Annotated in this window: 18 protein-coding genes and 1 pseudogene; 14 read left to right on the plus strand and 5 right to left on the minus strand. The window is 59.5% G+C overall.

Going from position 1 to position 19,625, the window contains the following annotated elements:
* From QN224_RS29550 to QN224_RS29560, 3 genes are all read left to right on the plus strand, one after another.
* A partial coding sequence (locus tag QN224_RS29550; RefSeq protein ID WP_283979579.1) for a methyltransferase domain-containing protein occupies positions 1 to 959 on the plus strand: 959 nt, incomplete at its 5' end.
* Between the two features lie 135 nt (positions 960 to 1,094).
* Positions 1,095 to 1,595 carry an OsmC family protein gene (locus tag QN224_RS29555; protein ID WP_283979580.1) on the plus strand — a complete coding sequence of 167 codons (501 nt, stop codon included), beginning with the start codon at positions 1,095 to 1,097 and terminating at the stop codon, positions 1,593 to 1,595.
* 72 nt (positions 1,596 to 1,667) lie between these two features.
* Entirely contained in the window at positions 1,668 to 1,904 is a 237-nt protein-coding gene (locus QN224_RS29560) for a hypothetical protein (protein ID WP_283979581.1), read from the plus strand.
* A gap of 444 nt (positions 1,905 to 2,348) precedes the next feature.
* Here the strand turns inward: QN224_RS29560 and zigA are convergent.
* A pseudogene (gene zigA / locus QN224_RS29565) lies at positions 2,349 to 3,580 on the minus strand (zinc metallochaperone GTPase ZigA).
* Positions 3,581 to 3,712: 132 nt separating this feature from the next.
* Between zigA and QN224_RS29570 the strand changes: the two are divergent.
* The 3 genes from QN224_RS29570 to QN224_RS29580 all read left to right on the plus strand — a co-directional run bounded on the left by QN224_RS29570 (position 3,713) and on the right by QN224_RS29580 (position 6,051).
* Positions 3,713 to 4,273, plus strand: a complete 561-nt coding sequence (locus QN224_RS29570) for a hypothetical protein (RefSeq protein ID WP_283979624.1) — start codon at positions 3,713 to 3,715, stop codon at positions 4,271 to 4,273.
* A 929-nt stretch (positions 4,274 to 5,202) separates the two neighbouring features.
* Positions 5,203 to 5,781, plus strand: a complete 579-nt coding sequence (locus QN224_RS29575; RefSeq protein ID WP_283979582.1) for a hypothetical protein — start codon at positions 5,203 to 5,205, stop codon at positions 5,779 to 5,781.
* 108 nt (positions 5,782 to 5,889) lie between these two features.
* Complete coding sequence (locus QN224_RS29580; protein ID WP_283979583.1) at positions 5,890 to 6,051, plus strand: hypothetical protein; 162 nt, start codon at positions 5,890 to 5,892, stop codon at positions 6,049 to 6,051.
* A 342-nt stretch (positions 6,052 to 6,393) separates the two neighbouring features.
* Here QN224_RS29580 and QN224_RS29585 read toward each other — a convergent pair whose 3' ends face one another.
* Positions 6,394 to 8,316 (minus strand): GGDEF domain-containing protein, encoded by a 1,923-nt coding sequence (locus QN224_RS29585; protein WP_283979584.1) that lies wholly within the window; start codon positions 8,314 to 8,316, stop codon positions 6,394 to 6,396.
* 103 nt (positions 8,317 to 8,419) lie between these two features.
* On the opposite strand from QN224_RS29585, the gene QN224_RS29590 reads away from it, so the two are divergent.
* Positions 8,420 to 8,590: an SDR family oxidoreductase gene (locus QN224_RS29590; protein ID WP_283979585.1), complete on the plus strand. Its 171-nt coding sequence runs from the start codon at positions 8,420 to 8,422 to the stop codon at positions 8,588 to 8,590.
* Between the two features lie 148 nt (positions 8,591 to 8,738).
* Here QN224_RS29590 and QN224_RS29595 read toward each other — a convergent pair whose 3' ends face one another.
* Positions 8,739 to 9,842 carry a LacI family DNA-binding transcriptional regulator gene (locus QN224_RS29595; protein WP_173513735.1) on the minus strand — a complete coding sequence of 368 codons (1,104 nt, stop codon included), beginning with the start codon at positions 9,840 to 9,842 and terminating at the stop codon, positions 8,739 to 8,741.
* A gap of 235 nt (positions 9,843 to 10,077) precedes the next feature.
* Between QN224_RS29595 and QN224_RS29600 the strand changes: the two genes are divergently transcribed.
* From QN224_RS29600 to QN224_RS29630, 7 genes are all read left to right on the plus strand, one after another.
* Positions 10,078 to 11,070 (plus strand): autoinducer 2 ABC transporter substrate-binding protein, encoded by a 993-nt coding sequence (locus QN224_RS29600; RefSeq protein WP_173513734.1) that lies wholly within the window; start codon positions 10,078 to 10,080, stop codon positions 11,068 to 11,070.
* 124 nt (positions 11,071 to 11,194) lie between these two features.
* On the plus strand, positions 11,195 to 12,709 hold the full coding sequence (locus QN224_RS29605; RefSeq protein WP_283979586.1) for a sugar ABC transporter ATP-binding protein: 1,515 nt from the start codon (positions 11,195 to 11,197) through the stop codon (positions 12,707 to 12,709).
* Positions 12,702 to 13,703: an ABC transporter permease gene (locus QN224_RS29610; RefSeq protein WP_283979587.1), complete on the plus strand. Its 1,002-nt coding sequence runs from the start codon at positions 12,702 to 12,704 to the stop codon at positions 13,701 to 13,703. Before QN224_RS29605 ends, QN224_RS29610 begins: the two co-directional genes overlap by 8 nt.
* Positions 13,700 to 14,698 carry an ABC transporter permease gene (locus QN224_RS29615; protein ID WP_173513731.1) on the plus strand — a complete coding sequence of 333 codons (999 nt, stop codon included), beginning with the start codon at positions 13,700 to 13,702 and terminating at the stop codon, positions 14,696 to 14,698. Before QN224_RS29610 ends, QN224_RS29615 begins: the two co-directional genes overlap by 4 nt.
* A 2-nt stretch (positions 14,699 to 14,700) precedes the next feature.
* A complete protein-coding gene (locus QN224_RS29620) occupies positions 14,701 to 15,549 on the plus strand; it encodes a sugar phosphate isomerase/epimerase (RefSeq protein ID WP_173513811.1) in 849 nt (282 codons plus the stop codon).
* A gap of 51 nt (positions 15,550 to 15,600) precedes the next feature.
* Positions 15,601 to 17,034, plus strand: a complete 1,434-nt coding sequence (locus QN224_RS29625; RefSeq protein ID WP_283979625.1) for an FGGY-family carbohydrate kinase — start codon at positions 15,601 to 15,603, stop codon at positions 17,032 to 17,034.
* 26 nt (positions 17,035 to 17,060) lie between these two features.
* Positions 17,061 to 17,765, plus strand: coding sequence for a class II aldolase/adducin family protein (locus QN224_RS29630; protein WP_173513730.1), 705 nt, complete (start codon positions 17,061 to 17,063; stop codon positions 17,763 to 17,765).
* 70 nt (positions 17,766 to 17,835) lie between these two features.
* On the opposite strand, the gene QN224_RS29635 is transcribed toward QN224_RS29630, so the two are convergent.
* Positions 17,836 to 18,726, minus strand: a complete 891-nt coding sequence (locus QN224_RS29635; protein ID WP_283979588.1) for an SIS domain-containing protein — start codon at positions 18,724 to 18,726, stop codon at positions 17,836 to 17,838.
* 29 nt (positions 18,727 to 18,755) lie between these two features.
* Entirely contained in the window at positions 18,756 to 19,619 is an 864-nt protein-coding gene (locus QN224_RS29640) for an MBL fold metallo-hydrolase (RefSeq protein WP_283979589.1), read from the minus strand.
* Positions 19,620 to 19,625: the final 6 nt, after the last annotated feature.

Below are 19,625 nucleotides of genomic sequence, written 5' to 3' on the forward strand. Positions count from 1 at the left end.
AGCACTTTCGACTGGTGTCGGAGATGTGGGATGGCCCGACCCGCTCGAGAGATGATGATGGTGCACTTCCACTTATCTATTCAAACCAGCCGCTGATGTACGTCGGAAACAAGGGTGAGAGTTTCCAGGCGTCAAGTTCTGAGCCGGCTTTTATCATGCATCTTCTTGCTGCCCTGGACGTTCAACCAGGTCACAGGGTGCTTGAGATCGGCTGCGGTACCGGCTGGTTGTTGGCAATGATGGCCGAACTTTCGCAGGAACCTCGGAATGTCACCGGCATTGAGATCATACCGGAGCTTGTCAAGCGAGCCCAAGTTAATTTGGAGAAGCTCGGCCTGGGCGAAGTTGCGGTGAAACTGGGTGACGGAAATGTGCTGCCGACCGACATTGGCTCGTTTGATCGAGTGATGTACACCGCTTCTTCATTCACGTTTCCGACTTACCTCTTCGACATTTGCCAGATTGGGGGGAAGGTGGTCATCCCCCTCAGGAATCGAGGATTGGCAGAAGAGGTTCAGATACTAGAGCGGACGGAACAGGGTTTCCAAGCTGTCGCCGCGCGGTTGTGCAAATTCGTTCAGATGACGCAAAGATTCGGAAACGATCCGTCCGGCATCACGCTCAGCGACGAGGCGCTACGCAATAACTATGAACATGCCGATCGGGAGCCCCTTGATATTCCAGGTGGACCGCCCGGCACGCTTGCCTTCTCATCATTCATGTCAAAGACCAGGCCTGATTTCCTCGTTATTGGTTTGAATGATCCCAAAATCCCGTCTGGTTTCAACGCCGGGGGTTTTCGGAGATCCGCAGGCTATTGGTCTGGGCGATCCTTGCCAATGACTGGACCGCGGGAGCGATTTGGAACCGAGGCTTTCTCCGGAGTTTTGGTGGAGGGGACTATCGGAACAAATTCATCGAAGGCCTTTCTGAATGGATCTCGTGCGGTCAGCCTTTAGGCGCGCAGCTTCGGCTGACAATTTCAAAAAACCTTACCGACGGTGATGCCGACAACAGAGGAAAAAGATGGCGCGAGGTCCGTGGGATTCCGTCTTCACTTGGTCTCTTTAGCAACGCACCAAAAGGGAAATCTGATGTCGACGCTTCGGGAGTTTCTGCAACAAAAACGTGCCGCATTACTGTTGAGGCGCGAATGGCTCCATCGCACGCCTGACGCGGCGCTCGTCACGATATCCGCGAGCGCCACAGCTGAGGGACGAAGCGGTATCCGGCGGATTAGACTCAGGGATTTGCAAATTGTCTCAGACAGTCCTGCGAATTTCGCCGGCTACGATCTTGGGGCTACGTCTCCTGAACTGTTGCTTGGTGCGTTATCCAGTTGTCTCACGCACACCTATCTCATCCAAGCTGCGGATCTGCGTATACCCCTCGATGATGTTCGTGTTAACGTGTCCGGTCAGATCGACCCCCGTGCTGGGACACCGGGATTTGAGGATGCTCTGATTTATCCTCACGAGATCCGTTACATCGCTACGGTCGTAACAGAGGTCGAAGATCTATCGCACCTAAACTCAGCAGTAGAGCGGTTCTGCCCAGTCTTCGCCGCGGCAACGAGGTTGTGGGTGAAATCCTGAGAGTTCCGCCTTCTGAGAGGGACGCTAACCTGGCACAGGCCGCCGACCGATAGTCGCGAAAGGGTACAGATCATGAACAAAACTGCCGCGATCACTGCGCTCAGCCTCGTATTCTCTACCGCCAACCCCGCAACCTCCATGATGGTTCACCGCGATGAGAATATCATCCTGTTGGGTGAAGAAATCCCCATAACAGATATCAATCCTGTTGAAACTTTGCTGCCGGCTAAAGTTCCGTCAGAGATCAAACCGCTGACGATTGAGGACCCGATTATAAAACCGTTTTATAGGTGTATAGCGCGGTCATAACGGAAGCTCAGGGAGATCGCGTGAAGGTTTTCAATTCCTGTGGCCGTAATTCGATAATACGGAACCGGGAATACGTTATGTATGGGCAAAGATTTATTACGGAACCCTTCTTTTGCCAAGGGAGAATGCTTCTGAGTTGCTTAGGCTTCAGGAGGATGGGACTTTATTTGGACTTTATTATAGTCGTTCCGTGCACATGCCATCTCGTATCATCTTGACTAAACAACCGGTGAATTAGGACACAAGTAAGCCTTCGACATCGCAAGATGCAGGACGAAGCCGTGAATCGAAAATTGGGGAGTTGATCGACAGGCACTCTTTCGAGCGCTGAAGAGACATCCGCGTTGAGCGTCCGCTGCAAAATGCGGACCGGATTATCCATAAGGATGTCGCGGGCTAGGCACTTCGCGGTGGGGCGGCGGCGGTGGCGGCACGATGGCGGGGTCAGGCAGCATTGGCGGGCTCCCATGCCGGGAATGGATCAGGCAGGTTTCGCCACGCTTTCGGATCGAAGCGTTCAGTATCTGAACTGCCGACGAGGCAGGCATCGAGCGCGGCGCGGATCTTGGCCTCATCCATGCCGGTGCCATGAAGACCAGCTCCTGGCGGCGATCGCCCCATATGTCATGCCAGTTGCGCTTGAGAACGCGCTGCCACTCCGGATGATCGGGCCAGCGATATTTCGGAACCGCGGCCCACCAGCGCCCCAGGGGAATCGAGCGGGCGATGGCGCCGGCGAGCGAAAATTCGCCGACCCAGTCAGGTCGAGTCGCAAGCCAGAAATGCCCTCTTGCGCGGATCAGGCCTGGCCAAGTCTGGTTGATGAAGGTGTTGAAGGTCATGGGATGGAATGGACGGCGCGCGCGATAGACGAAGCTCTGGATGCCGTACTCCTCGGTTTCGGGGACATGGTCCTTGAAGCCATAAAGTTCCTTGAACCAGAGCGGATGACGGTCAGCCTTCTCTTCGCTGAACAGCCCGGTGTCGAGGATGTCGCCCAGTGGGGCGCGACCGAAATCGGTTTCGACGATCCGGGCATCGGCGTTGAGGGCCACCACCACCTTGCGGATCAGGGCACGCTGTTCGGGGGAAACCTCGGAGACCTTGTTGATCACGATGACGTCGGCGAACTCAATCTGTTCGACCAGGAGATCGACGATCGTCCGTTCGTCGCCGTCGCCGGCGGTTTCGCCACGATCGCGCAGAAAGTCGTTTGAGCCGTAGTCCTTCAAAAGGCTTGCCGCGTCGACGACGGTCACCATTGTGTCGAGTCGGGTGATGTCGGACAGGCTGCGGCCCTCCTCGTCCCGGAAAGAGAAGGTGCTGGCGACGGGCAGCGGTTCGGCGATGCCAGTGCTTTCGATGAGAAGGTAGTCGAAGCGCCCACTCTCACTGAGGCGGCGGACTTCCTGGAGCAGATCGTCGCGAAGTGTGCAGCAGATGCAGCCATTGGTCATTTCGACCAGCTTCTCGTCGGTTCTGGAGAGATTTGCGCCGCCCTGGCGAACGAGATCGGCGTCGATATTCACTTCACTCATGTCGTTGACGATGACCGCGACGCGCCGGACTTCGCGATTGTTGAGGACGTGATTGAGGAGGGTCGTCTTGCCGGCGCCGAGGAAGCCGGAAAGAACGGTAACGGGAAGGCGGTTATCGATCGGATTCGTTTGCGACATGGAGCGTTCCTGCGAATGATGAAACGTTATAACATTGCATTCTTGTAGCGTTTATGGCAATTCCAAGTCAAGGGTCCGAGTGATCAGCATAGTGTGGTCCGGGGCTCCGACCAGGAAATGGGAGTGAACTGCATGATTCGCCGTAATCCGCGGGGCGATTGGCCACGTGTGGCCGAGAGCGCCTTTGTCGATCCAACCGCAATCATCTGCGGGCTAGTGATTATTGAGGATGACGTGTTTGTCGGCCCCTACGCCGTGATCCGAGCAGACGAAACGGACGAAGCCGGCAACCTGGAGCCTATTCGCATCGGAAGGGGTACGAATATCCAGGACGGCGTCGTGATCCATTCGAAGTCAGGAGAGGCGGTGACGATCGGATCGCACTCGTCGATCGCGCATCGGTCAATTATTCATGGCCCCTGTACGATCGGCGACGAGGTGTTCGTCGGCTTCAATTCAGTCCTGTTCAATTGCACTGCCGGGAATGGAGCGGCGATCCGGCACAACTCTGTGGTCGAAGGCTGCCATCTCCCGGCTGGATTCCACGTTCCTTCCACCACAACTGTGCACTCCGATTCCGATCTCGCCGGCATTCCGCAGGTGACAGTCGACGTCACGGCATTTTCCGAGCACGTCGCGCGGACGAATGTCGGCCACGCTCGGGACTATCGGAAGCTGAGGAATGACTTCTGAGAGGATGCGAACGCAGTTCGATCAGGGATTTTCGACGGTCGAACCGGTGGCTCGTCCTTTTTCGGCGAATAGATTCAGCGAGACATCAGGAGGGTTTCACCCACGGCATTGGGGGGAGCGTCGCAGCATCGTCGCAGAGGTCGAGCATCGCGCCTGGACCGACGATGGTAGGTTCAGGCATTCTTCGTTCAAGGTGATCGGGGAGCGGGCGGATAATGCGACGTTGTTTGGTTGGGCTACGATTCAAGAAAGACCCCGCTCGACGGCGGGGCAAGTTGCGCATCCCGTTGGCTCATAGATGCGGGGAAAGATGTAGTTCCCAGAGAAACCACGCCGCGACGCTACTGGCATCCGCTGGCGAAAGGGAAGGTCGGATTCCTCAATTCCGGTACGCCTCTGCAAATAAGCCGATGCGACGTTGCTGATGAAATTCCAATGCCGGCTTGTGTTCACCGCGTTCCTATTCTCTTGCCGTCCGTTCATCGTGGGAGTTTGGAGCATATCGGCGCCGTGATCGTCGGCTTCTAGTCCATGTTTCCAAATCCTCCTCTCCATCAGCCCAGTTGGCACGATGTTGCTGTCCTACCTCGATGTGGCTGATCGGCCTTGGAAAACCCTCCGGAAGCGCAAAGATCCGTTGCCCCCGCCGGCCAATCTCTTCTGCAGGGCGGGTCAAGAACAGAAGTCAAGGTTAAACCCTCAACAGCAACGCTCCCTAGCACGCCCTGTGAGCCTGCGCCGGTATTGTAAATGCCACACAGTGGCTCCTCCCGCATCAAGGCCGAGGAACTGCACGAAAGCATCGCTACGGATCGTCATAGGTGTTGGTGTCGCCGATATAGAGCGCCTGAGGTCGTGGCGGCAAATCCTGCCCGTCTCTCTTGATGGCCATGGTAGTCGCTGCGCGATCCAATCACGAGCACGCGCCCTTGACCGCGCGCCATTCGCCCTTTGAGGTAGCCGGCGGTGGCACCGTCCTCGAACTGATTGATGCCACAATTTTGGACGCCTTGGATCACGGGGAATTCGTTGCCACGGTTGCAACCGGCTCCCTCGACCGATCACATGTTCGACAGCTTTACGCACTCGCGGGTGATCCGGGACGGCGAGCACAATGCCTTTGCGCTTGTAACCGGCCACTGAATGAACTTGACGCTAGCTTCGATACGGCTTTCGGGAAGTATGCGGCGGTGCAGCACGATACGGTTACCAAGCATATCGCTAAGCTGCAGGAAAGCGTCATGCAGCTGCCAGAAGAAAGGCGTCCTGTTCGGCGGCAGCAGAATATCGAAACTGTCTCTGGAAGACTTTTCGCAATGGTCGGGGCGCTTGGCTGCAACGACGTCGAGATCCGCAACGACCTGCCCGATGTCGTGGACACGATCGCGCCCGAGGAGGCGCGCGTCTTACGTTTGAAGCCGGCGGCTTTGATTGGGATTTGCAGATGCGTGAGCGACACTTCCCCGGACCGGTCGACCGGATCGGAAGCCCGCGCAGCAAGAAGGTGACGGCCAGAAACTGGCGGCTGCCTTGGGCGCAGAGCTCGATCGTATGGATCAAGCCAACATCTATCCCTGCCTGCCTACGCGCTATCAGGGCAAGCCCATGGACTGCCGATGACTTTCCAGGCCGAGCCGCACTCGATCGTCGTTAATCGATTAGGCAAGCGCTTCGTGAGCGAAAACGATTTTAACATCGGCGAGGCGATTGATGCCGTGGACCGGACGGCGCCCCAATTCATTTGCCCTGCCATCTCGTCGGCGATCGTCGGTTCCTGAAGGTGTCCTTGCCCTTCCGCTGGTATGCCTCATACGAGCGCGACTGGGTACACAAGGCTGGCACGGCGGGACTTGCAATGTCCAATCCTTTCGGAACTCGAGCCGTGGGCGCAGGCACAACCATAGGTCCAAATATGACCTGGGGCTATATTTCTGCGGAAACGATCCTGCAGCAAAACCGCTAACGCAAAGTGCGACCGCACTGTACGCACGACGCTGCATGGAAACGCTGCAATCGCCGGCGAGGTCGGCTCATCGAATGTGGGAGGTCGGCGGGGTGGTCTGCGACAATCATCTGATCTCGTGCCGGCTAGGCAGCGGCTTTAGCCGCAGCAGCCAAGTTTAACCGGCCATTGTATTTGGCCGCAAGACAACGAGTGCCTCCATTGCTGGTCGAGCGAAGCGTACTCGGTTGCGGCCATCGGCCTTCGCCCGATAAAGTGCCTCGTCGGCTGCCGCCACAAGCTCCTGCCATTCATCGACACCGCGCCTGCCGTGGGCCACTCCCAAGCTTGCCGTTAACTTGAGCGGCAGTCCATCGGGTGTCGTGAAGCTATGATTCTGCAGCGCGATCCGAATTTTCCGCGCAACCGATATGGCGCCACGAAGAGTGGTGGGAACGAGAACGGCGAATTCCTCGCCGCCGAACCGGGCCACGACGTCGCTTTCGCGCAGAATGGAGCGAAGCAGTTCTGCCGTCTGGATCAGCGCCCGGTCGCCGGCCAGATGGCCATGCGTGTCGTTGACAGCCTTGAAATGATCGATGTCGATCAGGATCAGTGAGACATTCTTGTCGGCGAATCCGCCCTCGGTCTCGTTCTGGGCTATGCGGTCGAGCGCGCGACGGTTGGTGAGCGCTGTCAGCCCATCTGTTTCTGCCTGCGCCTTTAGCTGGTTCATCAGGAATGCACGTTCCTGCAGCCGTCCGCGCACCAGGTCGATGGCATTGAAGATGCGCAGCATTTCTTGTCTGGCGGCGTGGTCCGACGCTGGTCGCTGGGGACAATCGTCGGCGAGCCGGATGACCTCGTCGTGGACGTGCATAAGAGGGCCGAAGACGTGGATTCTCGCGACAAAGATGAGCCCTGCCAGGATGGCGAGAATGACGGCTGCCACCAGTGCGGCGGTGAGTAGCAGAATGAGGGACCAATTGCGGGCCCCATTGTAGTTTGCGATCGCGGCGTCAAGAAACGCACTGCGATAGGCTTCGAGCGGCTTCATAGTGGGTACATAGCGGTCGGTAAGCTCAGTCGCGGTGAGCGAGTACGTCTCACCCCGCCGGCTCTCCGCGATAAGTTGCTCGATGAGGCTTCCGCCTTTCCCAAGGAACTGCTGTTCAGTTTGCCGGCGCAGTTCGGAGAGCCGCCCGTCAGTATCAAATGCTGGCTCGCCCTCGGTGAGCGTCCAGAGTTCGAGAATGCGACCCTGGGACTGGCGCGTACTAATCACGTTTTTGAGCGGCAGTTTCTCACCGACAGCGACCGGGGCGATAAGATGCGAAGCGAGCCTTCCACCATATTCTCTAAGCTCGCCCAGCATGCGTCCGATCAGCACGGGTGTCGACAATCCGCTGTCATGTTTGACGAGTTCGTTAGCGCGCCAAGCGATCACGCTCTGGTAGCGATCAACGACTTGGAACATGTTTTCAATGGCATCCTGCATTTCCAACGCGCTCACCCTATCGCGAGGTATGGGTGCGATGCGATCGACCTTCCTGCGGGCGACGTCGAGCTGTTCGCGGACGTTGGTGAGCATTGTGGGTGGGATGGAATGATTATGTAGTCCCCACGGGCCGTCACTCGGAGCCGCCAGTCGGGCAAGGGCAGCATCGGTACGCGCTCTTGCTTTTGCAAGCCGCCGGGCCCCTTGGCCCGTAGGTGCCGGATCTTCGGACATGACGATATTGGAAGGGCCTCGCTCCGCCGAAAGATGGTTGGCAGCATCGAGGACAAGTCGGTATTCCTCAAGGTCATAGAGGTTCTGGCGTGCAACGGCAAAATCCTGATACGACCGCTGAATGATCATCAACGCAAGAATGCTCGTGCAGACACTTGCGACGCATACGCCGATTGAAAGGCTGCGGCTAAGCGTCTGATCCGCTCCGGCCCGCCGGTCCGAAGTGGCAAAGTGGAAGCGGTTCCCTCTCAATGACTGCAGTCGCGAGACGATCATCGTGAACATGACGTTCCAGTATTTGGCTGTCGTTACCTCGATGGCAGCTTTGCGCCCAATTGGAGGCGCTATGACCTCAACCTTCGGTTTCATGACGGAAATTAGTTAAACGATCGCAAACCAAAGCATGGAGGAGCTCGACTCTCTCGGTTCGCTCTGCCGCACGGTGTAGGATGCCTCACCGACATAAGGCCGTATGAACCTCGATGATCCCAAGGTCCGCAAGACCTGGCGGGACAAGATCGCCATGCGCCGCATCGGTGATCCGGAAGACGTAGTCGGCGCCGTCGCCTTCTTCGCCTCGGACGACGCAGCTTTATCACGGGGCCAGACGCTGAATGTCGAGGACGGGATCGTGTTGAGCTAGAGCCGGGGGCAGACGGCGCACTACACCACGATGCCGCATAGCGCGTGTTCGAACGGCTATTGTCGTTTGCGACCCTCCGTCGAACCCGACCTATGGCTGGGTCTTGTGGGCTATCCCCTTTTTTCTCTGCGACTGACCACCGAAGAGTCTATGCGGATCGGCTTGCGGCGGAGTCCGAGTCCTGGCCGCCTGACAAGTCGATGTCTTTGAGCGCGTCGAGGGGGCCAGTGAGCGCCGTCCTTGGTGGCACCAGCTCCGGCTGGACCAGGTGAACTTTCGGCGGCGGCCGCAGTTCCTCGATCACCTCGAAGGCTTTGGCGATCATCTCCTCGATGTTTTGCCGGATCATGATGACGGGGAAGGGGAGGAATGACGCAAAAGGATCGTAGTCGTAGCAGCCGACGACGAGGTCGGCGAAATTTTCATGCGGATGCCCCGCCATAAATCGCAGTAACCCCTCGAAGTTGATTGAGGAGTTGACGAAAAGGCCGCGCGGCAGCTTGCCGTGCCTCATATAAAAAGCTTCGAAGGCTTTTTGCGCATTATCCGCAGCGTAGCCGGTCGGCTGAATGCATTCATCCGGATCGCTCCGGAGCAATTCCGTCTTCACGGCGCGAAAGCCGCGGATACGCTCGCGGCTGGCATGATCATTGCGGCCGCCGAACAGGTAGAGATCATCAGGCTGGAGAGGCCGGTCGGCCGGAAAGTGGCGGATGATCGCCTCGGTCAGCAACCTCCCACCTTCATAGTTGTCGCTGATGACTGACGACACCTTCGTACCGGGCAGATCGATGTTGATGTGTTTCAGGCCTGCCGCTTCACAGACCTCGTGGACGCCGTCGGGATCGGTCGCGCCGCAGATGAACAGCTCGTCGATGGAATAGGAGATCAGTGTCTCGGCCGTCTTGCGCTCCTCCTCGGGATCGCGGCTCGCACTGACAACAATTGGGCATTGGCCTTTGCTGCGCACACGCGCCTCGAAGGTTTGGGCAAGCGAGGAGAAATACCGGTTGTCATGTACGGGCAACAGCAAGCCGACGAGGCCGGAGCGAGAGCTTCGCAATCCCCGGGCTTGGCGGTTCGCCGTGTATTGATGCGTCTCGGCAAGATTGCGGATGAACTCGGCGGTGCTCTCCTTGATGCGTCGTTTGCGCCAAGTCCCGTTCAGGACTGCGCTGACCGTTGAAGGCGAACTGCCCGAGAGCACGGAGAGATCGTAGATCGTCGCCTTTTTCCTGCTGCTATTCGCCATCCGAGCCTCCTCGAATCTCTTAGAGCCGATTTCCGCTTGACGAAAGATTAAGTCTGCAGGATAGTCTTTGCACCATCGATTGTGCAAATAAGAAATATCGATTGTGCAAGTCTTTGGGTCGTCTGAGGAGGCGGCGAACGGCGGCGGGAACTTCCTTCCGCCCGAGGGAATTAACTGGAGGCCGGCGCCAAGCGCCCGGGAGCGTTCCCTTTGCGGGAACATGTGGAGGAGAGAGATGATCAGGAAAATTCTTGCCGCCGCTCTGGCGGCGTCGCTTTCGCTTGCCGGTGCCTTTTCCGTCGCGGCACAGGACGCAGCCAAGGTGGGTGTCGTCGTCAAGATCGGCGGCATCCCGTGGTTCAACGCCATGGAAGCGGGTATCAAGGAGCGCGGTGAGAAGCTTGGCGTCGACGCCTTCATGGTCGGGCCGACCAGCGCCGATCCAGCACTGCAGGTTCGCGCCATTGAGGATCTGATCGCCCAGGGCGTGAAGGTCATCGGCGTCGTGCCCAACGATGCCAAGGTGCTGGAGCCGGTCCTGACTAAGGCCAAGGAAAAGGGCATCATCGTCATCACGCATGAATCGCCCAGCCAGAAGGGGGCCGACTGGGACTTCGAACTCGCTTCGTCTACCGGTTTCGGTGAGGCGCATGGAAAGCTGCTCGCCGAGAAGATGGGCGGCAAGGGCGAGTATGCCGTATTCGTCGGCTCGCTGACGGTGCCGCTGCACAATGCCTGGGCGGATGCGGCGATCGCCTACATCAAGAAAAACTATCCCGAGATGACGCTCGTCGGCGAGCGCTACGGTGTTGCCGAAGACGTCGACAAGAGCCGCTCGACGGCGCTCGACCTCATCTCCGCTCATCCGAATCTCAAGGGCTTCCTGGCTTTCGGCAGCCAGGGCCCGATCGGCGCCGGTCGTGCCATCGAGGAGCGCCGCAAGGTGGGCCAGATCTTCGTTCTCGGGCCCTTCTCGCCGGGACAGGGCCAGAAGCTCGTGAAGTCCGATGCGATCTCCGGCGGCTTCATGTGGAACCCCAAGCAGGCCGGTGAGGTGTTCGTGACACTCGCCGACAAGCTGATCAAGGGCGAGGAAGTCAAGGACGGTGACGAGATCGAAGGTCTCGGCGTTGTTCATCCAGACTTCGAAAATCGCAACATCATCGTTGACCAGCTTGTACCGATCAACAAGGACACCGTCGCCGATCTCGCCGCCATGGGTCTCTAGATAACGAACGTTCCGACGATATGCGGGGCGCATCCCACGCGATTGACGGGTTCTCCCGGCTGCTGGGCCGGCTCCGGCCGGCCTGGCAAGTCTTCAGAAACGAAGTTCGACGGGCGCAGGGTCCATGCATCAAGTAACGAGCGCGACGGCTGGCGAAATGCCGCTTCTGTCCCTTCGCAACATCAATATGACGTTCGGCGGCGTCAAGGCACTGAAGAACGTAAGCTTCGAGGTGCGCCCTGGCGAGGTGCACTGTCTTGCCGGCGAGAACGGATGCGGTAAGAGCACGCTTATCAAGGTGATCACCGGGGTCTATCGGCCGGCAGACGGGGCGGTGATCGAATATGACGGCGAGACCTACGCGCACATGTCGCCGGTCACCGCGCAGGATCGCGGCATCCAGGTCATCTGGCAGGACCTTGCGCTTTTTCCGGAAATGAGTGTGGCCGAGAACATCGCCTTTCATACGGTACTCGGTCGTGGTCCGCGTCTCGTGGATTACGGCCGCATGCGACAGATTGCCAATGACGCCCTTCGGCGGCTTGGCGTCACACTCGATGTCGACCTGCCGCTTAAGGAGTATGCGATCGCACAACGGCAGATCGTGGCGATCGCCCGCGCGCTCATCGGTGAAGCGAAGCTCGTTTTCATGGACGAGCCGACCGCATCGCTTACGCAATCGGAAACCGACCATCTGCTCGACATCGTGCGCAATCTCTCAACTTCTGGTGTCGCGGTCGTCTTCGTGAGCCATCGCCTCGCGGAGGTTCTTGAAATCTCGGATCGCATTACGGTGCTGCGCGACGGCGCACTGGTCGGCGTCTACCCGGCCGAGGGCATGACCCAGTCGCGCATTACCGAATTGATGACCGGCAAGACCTTCGACCAGAACGTCCGCGCCCGGTCGAAGAAAGACCAGCCAGTCGTGCTTGAGGTTCAGGGGCTGACGCGACCGGGGCAGTTCGAGGACATTTCCTTGACCCTCCGGCGTGGCGAAACACTCGGCATTACAGGTCTGCTCGGCGCCGGACGGACCGAACTGGCGCTCTCGCTCTTCGGCATGCTGAGGCCCGCACGGGGCGTCATCAGGATTGAGGGTAGGGAGGTCCGCTTCTCTTCCAACCGCGATGCGATCAAGGCCGGCGTCGCCTATCTGTCGGAGGACAGGCTGTCCCTGGGGCTCATCCAGCCACAGTCGATCGCCGACAATCTCGTCATTGCCTCGCTTCGCAAGATCCTTTCCGGAGGGCTGCTGTCAGAGGATCGCCAGCGTAGCCTCGTTTCGCGCTGGATCGCCGATCTCGGCATCAGGATTGGGCGGCAGGCCGACGCGATATCGACGCTTTCCGGCGGCAACCAGCAGCGCGTCGCGATTGCCAAGTGGCTCGCCATCGATCCGAAAATCTTGATTCTCGACTGTCCCACCGTCGGGGTCGATGTCGGCGCCCGCGCCGGCATCTTTGACATCGTTGCGAAGCTCGCCGAGGGCGGCCTTGCGATCATCCTTATCTCCGACGAGGTGCCGGAGGTCTATTTCAACGCCGACCGGGTCTTGCATATGGCGCAGGGCCGCATTGTCGGCAGCTACGATCCGCGCGAGGCGCGGCTGGAAGAGATCGAGGCGGCCGTCTATGCGTAGCTTGATCCGCACTCACGCGACCGAATTCTCGTTATTGGCGGTGATTGTCGTCATCAGCACGGTGCTTTCCGTCGCCACGGCGAATTTCTTCTCGCTCAGCAACGCCTTCGACCTCCTGAACATCAGTGCGGTCAACATCATCTTCGCGGTCGGGCTCCTGGTCGTTCTGGTCGCGGGAGGCATTGATATCTCCTTTGCCGTCGCCGCCTCCATCGTCCAATACGGAACGGCGATCGCGCTCGGCTGGATCGGCGGCGGCAGCTGGATCTCGGGGTTGCTGATCGCCGGCTCGCTCGGCATCCTCCTCGGCTGCGTCAATGCCTTCCTGATCCATCGCTTCCGGATCATTTCAATCGTCGCAACGATCTCCACGTTCAACATCTATTTCGGGCTGTTGATGTTCTTCACCAGAGGCGTGTCGATCTACGACCTGCCCGATTGGCTGACCGACCGTGTCATCCTTTTTGAACATGAGATGTCTGACGGAACCTGGATCGAGATCACATTGCCTGTTCTCGTGATGATCCTCTGCGTCATTGCGACCTGGACCCTGATTACCCGCACGACGACCGGCCGCCAGCTCTACGCCTTCGGCGACAATCCGGAAGGCGCGCGCCGTTTCGGCATCAATATCGGCGCGATGCAGTTCATCGCCTTCGGCTGGCTCGGCCTGATGGCAGGGATCGGTGGGCTGATCCAGGCACATTACGCCCAGGAGGTGGTGCCCAACGCCCTCTATGGACGCGAGCTCGACGTGCTTGCTGCGGTCGTGCTGGGCGGCGCGCGCCTCGGCGGTGGAAAGGGCACGGTGCTCGGCTGCGTCCTAGGCGTGCTCTTGATCTCGATCACCCAGAACGGCCTCAATCTGATGGGCGTCTCGCCCTTTGCCTTCAAGATGATCGTCGGGGCCATTATCCTGATCGCCATCACGATTTCCAATACCCGGATAGAGCGGCTGCTGCCCTTTATCGGGCAGAGCGGAGGGGCACGATGATAACTGTTGCCGATCGCGTCAAAGCGGTCCTCGGGCCGGAGATGGCCGGTCCCGGCCTGGCCTTTCTCGCCGTCGTCCTCGTTTTCGGTGTCGCCTCGCCACAGTTCTTGAGTGCAGCAACGTTCGGCTCGGTCGCCTTCCAGCTCCCGGAACTGGGGCTCCTGACGCTTGCCATGCTGCTGCCGATCCTCACCGGCGGGCTCAACCTTGCGATCACCTTCACGGCAAATGTCGCCGGACTTACGGTGGCCTGGGTCTTGAAGGCGAATGGCGGGCTCGATGCGAGCTTCGGCATCTTCGTCGTCGGCTGCATCCTGGCGCTGATGGTCGGGGCGGCGAGCGGCGCAGTCATGGGGCTGGTGATTGCCTTTACCCGTGCCCACCCGATCCTCGTTTCGCTCTCGATGATGATCTTTCTCCGCGGGCTCGGCGAGTTCCTTACGCGCGGCGGCGATATTTCCGGGTTTCCGGCCTTCGTAGGGCCGCTCGGTCATGGCTCGATCGCCGGCATTCCCGCGCCGCTGATCGTCTTCATCCTTTGCGTGCTTGCCTGGCACTTGCTTCTTGGCCGCACCAAGCTCGGCTTCAACACATATATGATCGGCTCAAATCTCGAGGCGACGCGCTATTCCGGAATCAACACGCGCAAGGCCATCGTTCTCGTCTATACGCTGTCCGGCATCATGTGCGCGGTCGCCGGTATCATCATGCTGGCCCGGTTCAACTCCGTGCGCATCGGTCATGGCGAATCTTACCTGCTGATCACCGTGCTTGCTTGCTTCCTCGGCGGCGTCAATCCGTTCGGCGGATTCGGCCGGGTGATGCCGGTCTTCGTGGCGCTCGTGGTGCTGCAGCTTCTGTCGTCCGGCCTCAATCTCATCGGAGCCAACCAGCATCTCGCGACTGCCGTCTGGGGTATCCTGCTTGTGGGCGTGATGATCCTTCGTTGGGTCGCTTCCAGGATCAAGATTTCAATTGTCAGAAGAGGATCATGACCATGCAGGGTTTTGGCGTCCATACGAGCATGTGGACCATGAATTGGGACCGTCCCGGCGCGGAGCGGGCGGTAGCGGCCGCGGTCAAATACAAGGTGGACTTCATCGAGATTCCGATGCTCAACCCGCCGGCCGTCGACACGGAGCACACCCGTGCGCTGCTCGAAAAAAACCGGCTGCGGGCGCTCTGCTCGCTCGGTCTGCCCGAACGCGCCTGGGCGTCAGTGCGGCCGGATGCGGCGATCGATCACCTGAAAGTCGCCATCGACAAGACGGCCGATCTCGGCGGCGAGGCGCTCTCCGGCGTAATCTATGGCGGAATCGGCGAGCGGACGGGCGTTCCCCCGACGCTGGAGGAGTATGACAATATCGCCCGCGTTCTGGAGGCAGCAGCCAAACACGCCAAGTCGCGCGGCATCGAGCTCGGTGTCGAGGCGGTGAACCGCTATGAGAACCATCTGATCAATACCGGCTGGCAGGCGGTCAAAATGATCGAGCGCGTCGGCGCCGAAAACATATTCGTGCACCTCGATACCTACCACATGAATATTGAGGAAAAGGGGGTCGGCAGGGGCATTCTCGATGCCCGCGAGCACCTCAAATACATCCATCTGTCGGAAAGTGACCGCGGCACGCCGGGCTACGGCACCTGCGGCTGGGACGAGATCTTCTCGACCCTTGCGGCGATCGGCTTCAAGGGCGGGCTTGCCATGGAGAGTTTCATCAATATGCCGCCGGAAGTCGCCTATGGCCTCGCCGTCTGGCGACCGGTCGCGAAGGACGAGGACGAAGTGATGGGCAATGGACTGCCGTTCCTGCGTAACAAGGCGAAGCAATACGGGTTGATCTGACGGACCGTGTCCGCGACGCGGGCAAGCGAGGAACGACACGTGGGTGTTTTGGTGAACGGTCGAGAGGGCAGAGCGGCGATGGTCGCCGTCCTCGACGTCGGCAAGACCAATATCAAGCTTAGTGCCGTGGGCGCGGACAGTGCCGTCATGGAGACCATCAGCGTTCCCAATCCCGTTCTGCCTGACCCGCCCTGGCGTCACCATGACCTCAAGACCCTGGGGGAATGGGTCTTCGAGACCTTGGCGGTACTGTCACGGCGTCATGACTTTTGCACAGTCGTGCCGTCGGGGCACGGTTCCGGTGGCGTTCTGACGGGCTCGGATCCAGATGCCGGCGATGGCGCCGTGCTGCCGATGATCGACTACGAGCAGTCATTGCCCGAGGAGATCCGCGATGGCTATGCGCCGCTATCCGGTTCCTTTCTCGACCGCGGCAGCGCCACCATGCATGGCGCGACCCACCAGGCCCGCCAGCTCTATTGGATGCAGGAGCGGGAGCCGCGCGCCTTTCGCAAAGCGCGTTGGTACCTCGGCCTGCCGCAATATTGGGCGTGGCGGCTCTCCGGGGTTGCTGCTTCGGAGGTAAGTTTCCTCGGCGCCCAGTCGCATCTGTGGAATGTTGCGGAACGCCGCTGGGCGCCGATCGTCGGCACTCGCGGCTGGGAGCCGCTGATGCCGCCCTTCGCCAGGGCATGGCAGAGGCTTGGGCCGATCCGACCCGAACTCGTTCATCGCTACGGCCTGCCAATAGAAATGCATGTGCTCACGGGAGGCCACGACAGCAGCCTCAACCATTATCGCTACCACGCCGCGGGGCTCAGGAATTTTTCGGTCATCTCGACCGGGACCTGGATCGTCGGCTTTTCCGGCTCGACCCCGATCGAGCGTCTCAACGAACATCGCGGCATGACCTTAAACAGCGACGTGTTCGGTAATCGCCTTGGCGGCATCCTGACCATGGGCGGCCGTGAATTTTCGCACATCGCTGGCAGCGATCCGCCCACCGATCCCGTGCCGCTCGAAGTGCTTGCGCGGCTGTTGGCACGGCGTACCATCGCGGTTCCTTCTTTCGGCGACGACGACGGTCTCTTCCCGGGCAGCGCCGGAAGCGGCCGCATCCTCGGGCCGCCGCCCGAAACAGCAATGGAACGCAAAGCCCTGGCGCTGCTTTATTGCGTGCTCTTAACGGTGGAATGTATCGATACGCTTTCCGACGACCGTTTCGTCGTGCTCGACGGGAGCTTCCTGCGCGATCCGCTTTATGCGAGCCTCGTTGCGTCCCTGCTACCGGGGCGCAAGGTGCGTTTCAATCTCGATGCCTGTGGCGTAGCCGCCGGGGCTGCACTGCTCGCCAGTCACGAAGCGCGCGAGAGGCCGGCGCCACTTGGTTTGAGCGACCCCATCGAGCTCGGCGCGCTCACGCGCGAACTTTCCCGATACGCCGCCGATTGGCGGAGCCTCGCCCGCGCAGCCCCAGCGAGATAACATCCAGAACATGAAAGGACGATTTAATGGCTGAACCCGCGACAACCGACAAGCTGGCGCTGAGGCGCGAGATGGTTGATATCTGCCGGCGGATGAACACGAGCGGTATCAATCAGGGCACGGCTGGCAATCTCTCCGTTCGCACGAGCGATGGATTCCTCATCACCCCGTCTTCCATGCCCTATGAGACGATGCAACCAGAAGATCTGGTGGAGATGGGTTTCGATGGCACCTATGTCGGGCGTCGTCCATCCTCCGAATGGCGCTTTCACCGCGACATCCTGCGCGAACGCGTCGACATCAACGTGGTGCTGCACTGCCACTCGATCTATGCGACGACGCTCGCCTGCCATCACAAGACCATCCCGAGCTTTCACTACATGACAGGCGTTGCCGGCGGCACCACCATCCGTTGCGCCAAATACGCGACCTTTGGCACGCAGGCGCTCTCCGACAATGCGCTCGTCGCGCTCAAGGACCGGTTGGCCTGCCTGCTTGGCCAGCACGGCCAGATCTCGCTTGGCAAAACGCTCGAGTCCGCACTCTGGCTTGCGATCGAGGTCGAGACGCTGTCGCGGATGTATGTTCAAGCCCTGACGCTCGGCGAACCGCCGATCCTGCCCGATGACGAGATGGAGCGCGTCATCACGCAGATGCGGCGCATGAGCTACGGCCAGGCGCCCGATGCGGAAGGCGTGAACGACATCGCCCGCCCGCGTGGTGTCTTATAAAGTTCCTTGCGGCCGCTTCATCTCCGAAAATCGAGAGTAGCGTTGCCGACGTCAACAAACTGGATACCGCTCAAAGAGGTTGCATGCGCCTCATATCGGACAATTGCCGCTTCATTTGATGGATGCGCGCCTGATACTCTGCGGGTCGCCGCATTGCGACACTTGTGGAAAGAATATCAATTACGACCAGGGCAGCGATGCGCGAGGTCGTCGGCGTGTACATGTTCGTGTTTTCGAGCGTCTCGACGATCAATGAGACGTCGCAATAATTGGTCAGGGGGGAGTCCGATCCAGTCAGACAGATAACGGTCGCCCCATTACCGCGCGCGATGCGGGCGATCTCGATAATCGAACGCGTCGTGCCGGTGTTGGAAATGACGAAGGCGACCTCTCCCTCCTTCATCATTGAGGCAACCATGACTTGCTGATGCGAATCCAGCTCGGCGCCACAAGGCACGCCAAAGAGGGGGAATTTCTGCTGGGCATCTCGCGCGACGATGCCTGATGCGCCGAAGCCAAAAAAAACGATCGACTTGGCCGCCGTAAGGATATCGACCGCCTTGTTCATCGCCTGCTTGTCCAAGCGGGAACGGGCCCAGTCGAGGCTCGTCATCGTGTAATCGAAGATCTTCTCGGCCACTGTCTCAGGTTGGTCGGTATCCAGCAGCACCGAATGCGTCGCGGGAGTGCCCAGCGCGAGACTTTGCGCCAGGCGTATCTTGAAATCGGGAAAGCCATTGCAGCCAACGGCCGTCGTGAATCTCAGAACAGTCGGCTGGCTGACCTGGGCTAAAGCCGCTGTCTCACCGACTGTCGCATTCAGAATGCGACGCGGATCCTCTAGGACGACATCGGCCACCTTTCTATCGGATTTACGCAGTTCGGGACGCATCGTCCGGATGACTTCTACGATGTTTCGTCCGCCAAGGCCGCGCCCTTCGATGCGGGAATCGGTATCCATGAGCAATGTCCTTTTAATCGGCTCCTATGCTAAGACGCAGCCCATTCGAGAGCAATTGCTTCTCTTGCCCTGAGCAGACGCGGAAACACTGTTGATCGCGCTACGGAATCGATGAGTTCCGGACCGATCGTGTTGAAATCGAATAGGCCATAGTGATGGGCGACGATCGTACCCGCGCCGATAGCGCTGCTGAGGTCAACCGCTTCGGGCAGCGTGAGATTGCCCGGTACGCCTCGGGACGAGAGCTCTGGCCGGCGGCCGTTTACGGGCATGAGCGCGATATCAGGCTGCATTGCTTTGACCTCCTCGACAAGACCGTCGAAGGGAATGGTGTCGCCGGAATGCCAGATCTTCACGTGGGGGCTCTCGAGCATAAAGCCGAGAAACCGGTGATTGCCACTGTTGTCCTGTTCCAAGGTTTCGTGGGCGGAGCGGGTGGCAACGAGACGAAGACCCTCCGCAAGGTCAAGCGTCTCGCCAGCATTAACCAGGAGAATGCGCTCCTCACTAAGCCCAGATCGTTCGAGCGCCGCTGACCGCACTGCCCGTGGAGCCACCAGGCGCGCCGACGGATTGGCAGCGAACAGGCCCGGCAGCGTTCCCGGATCCATATGATCCGTATGGGCATGCGTACAAAGAACATAGTCTACCCCAATCAGACCTGTCGGCTCGATCGGCGGCGGCATCATACGCTGATGCGGATATTGCGTTCCCCGATATTTCTCCGCCAGGGAATCGGAAAGATAAGGGTCGATGACCACGCGGCAGCCCGCGATATCCACGACGAAACCGGCCTGTCCCAGCCAGAGGAGGCGCTCCGCGCTTCCGGACGGCTTTGCCAATTGCTCGGCCAGCGAACCGTTAAACCGCCTTTCCCTCAATCGACCCGTCATCGTTTG

It is taken from the genome of Sinorhizobium sp. 7-81 (assembly GCF_030124405.1).
Taxonomy (GTDB): domain Bacteria; phylum Pseudomonadota; class Alphaproteobacteria; order Rhizobiales; family Rhizobiaceae; genus Sinorhizobium; species Sinorhizobium psoraleae.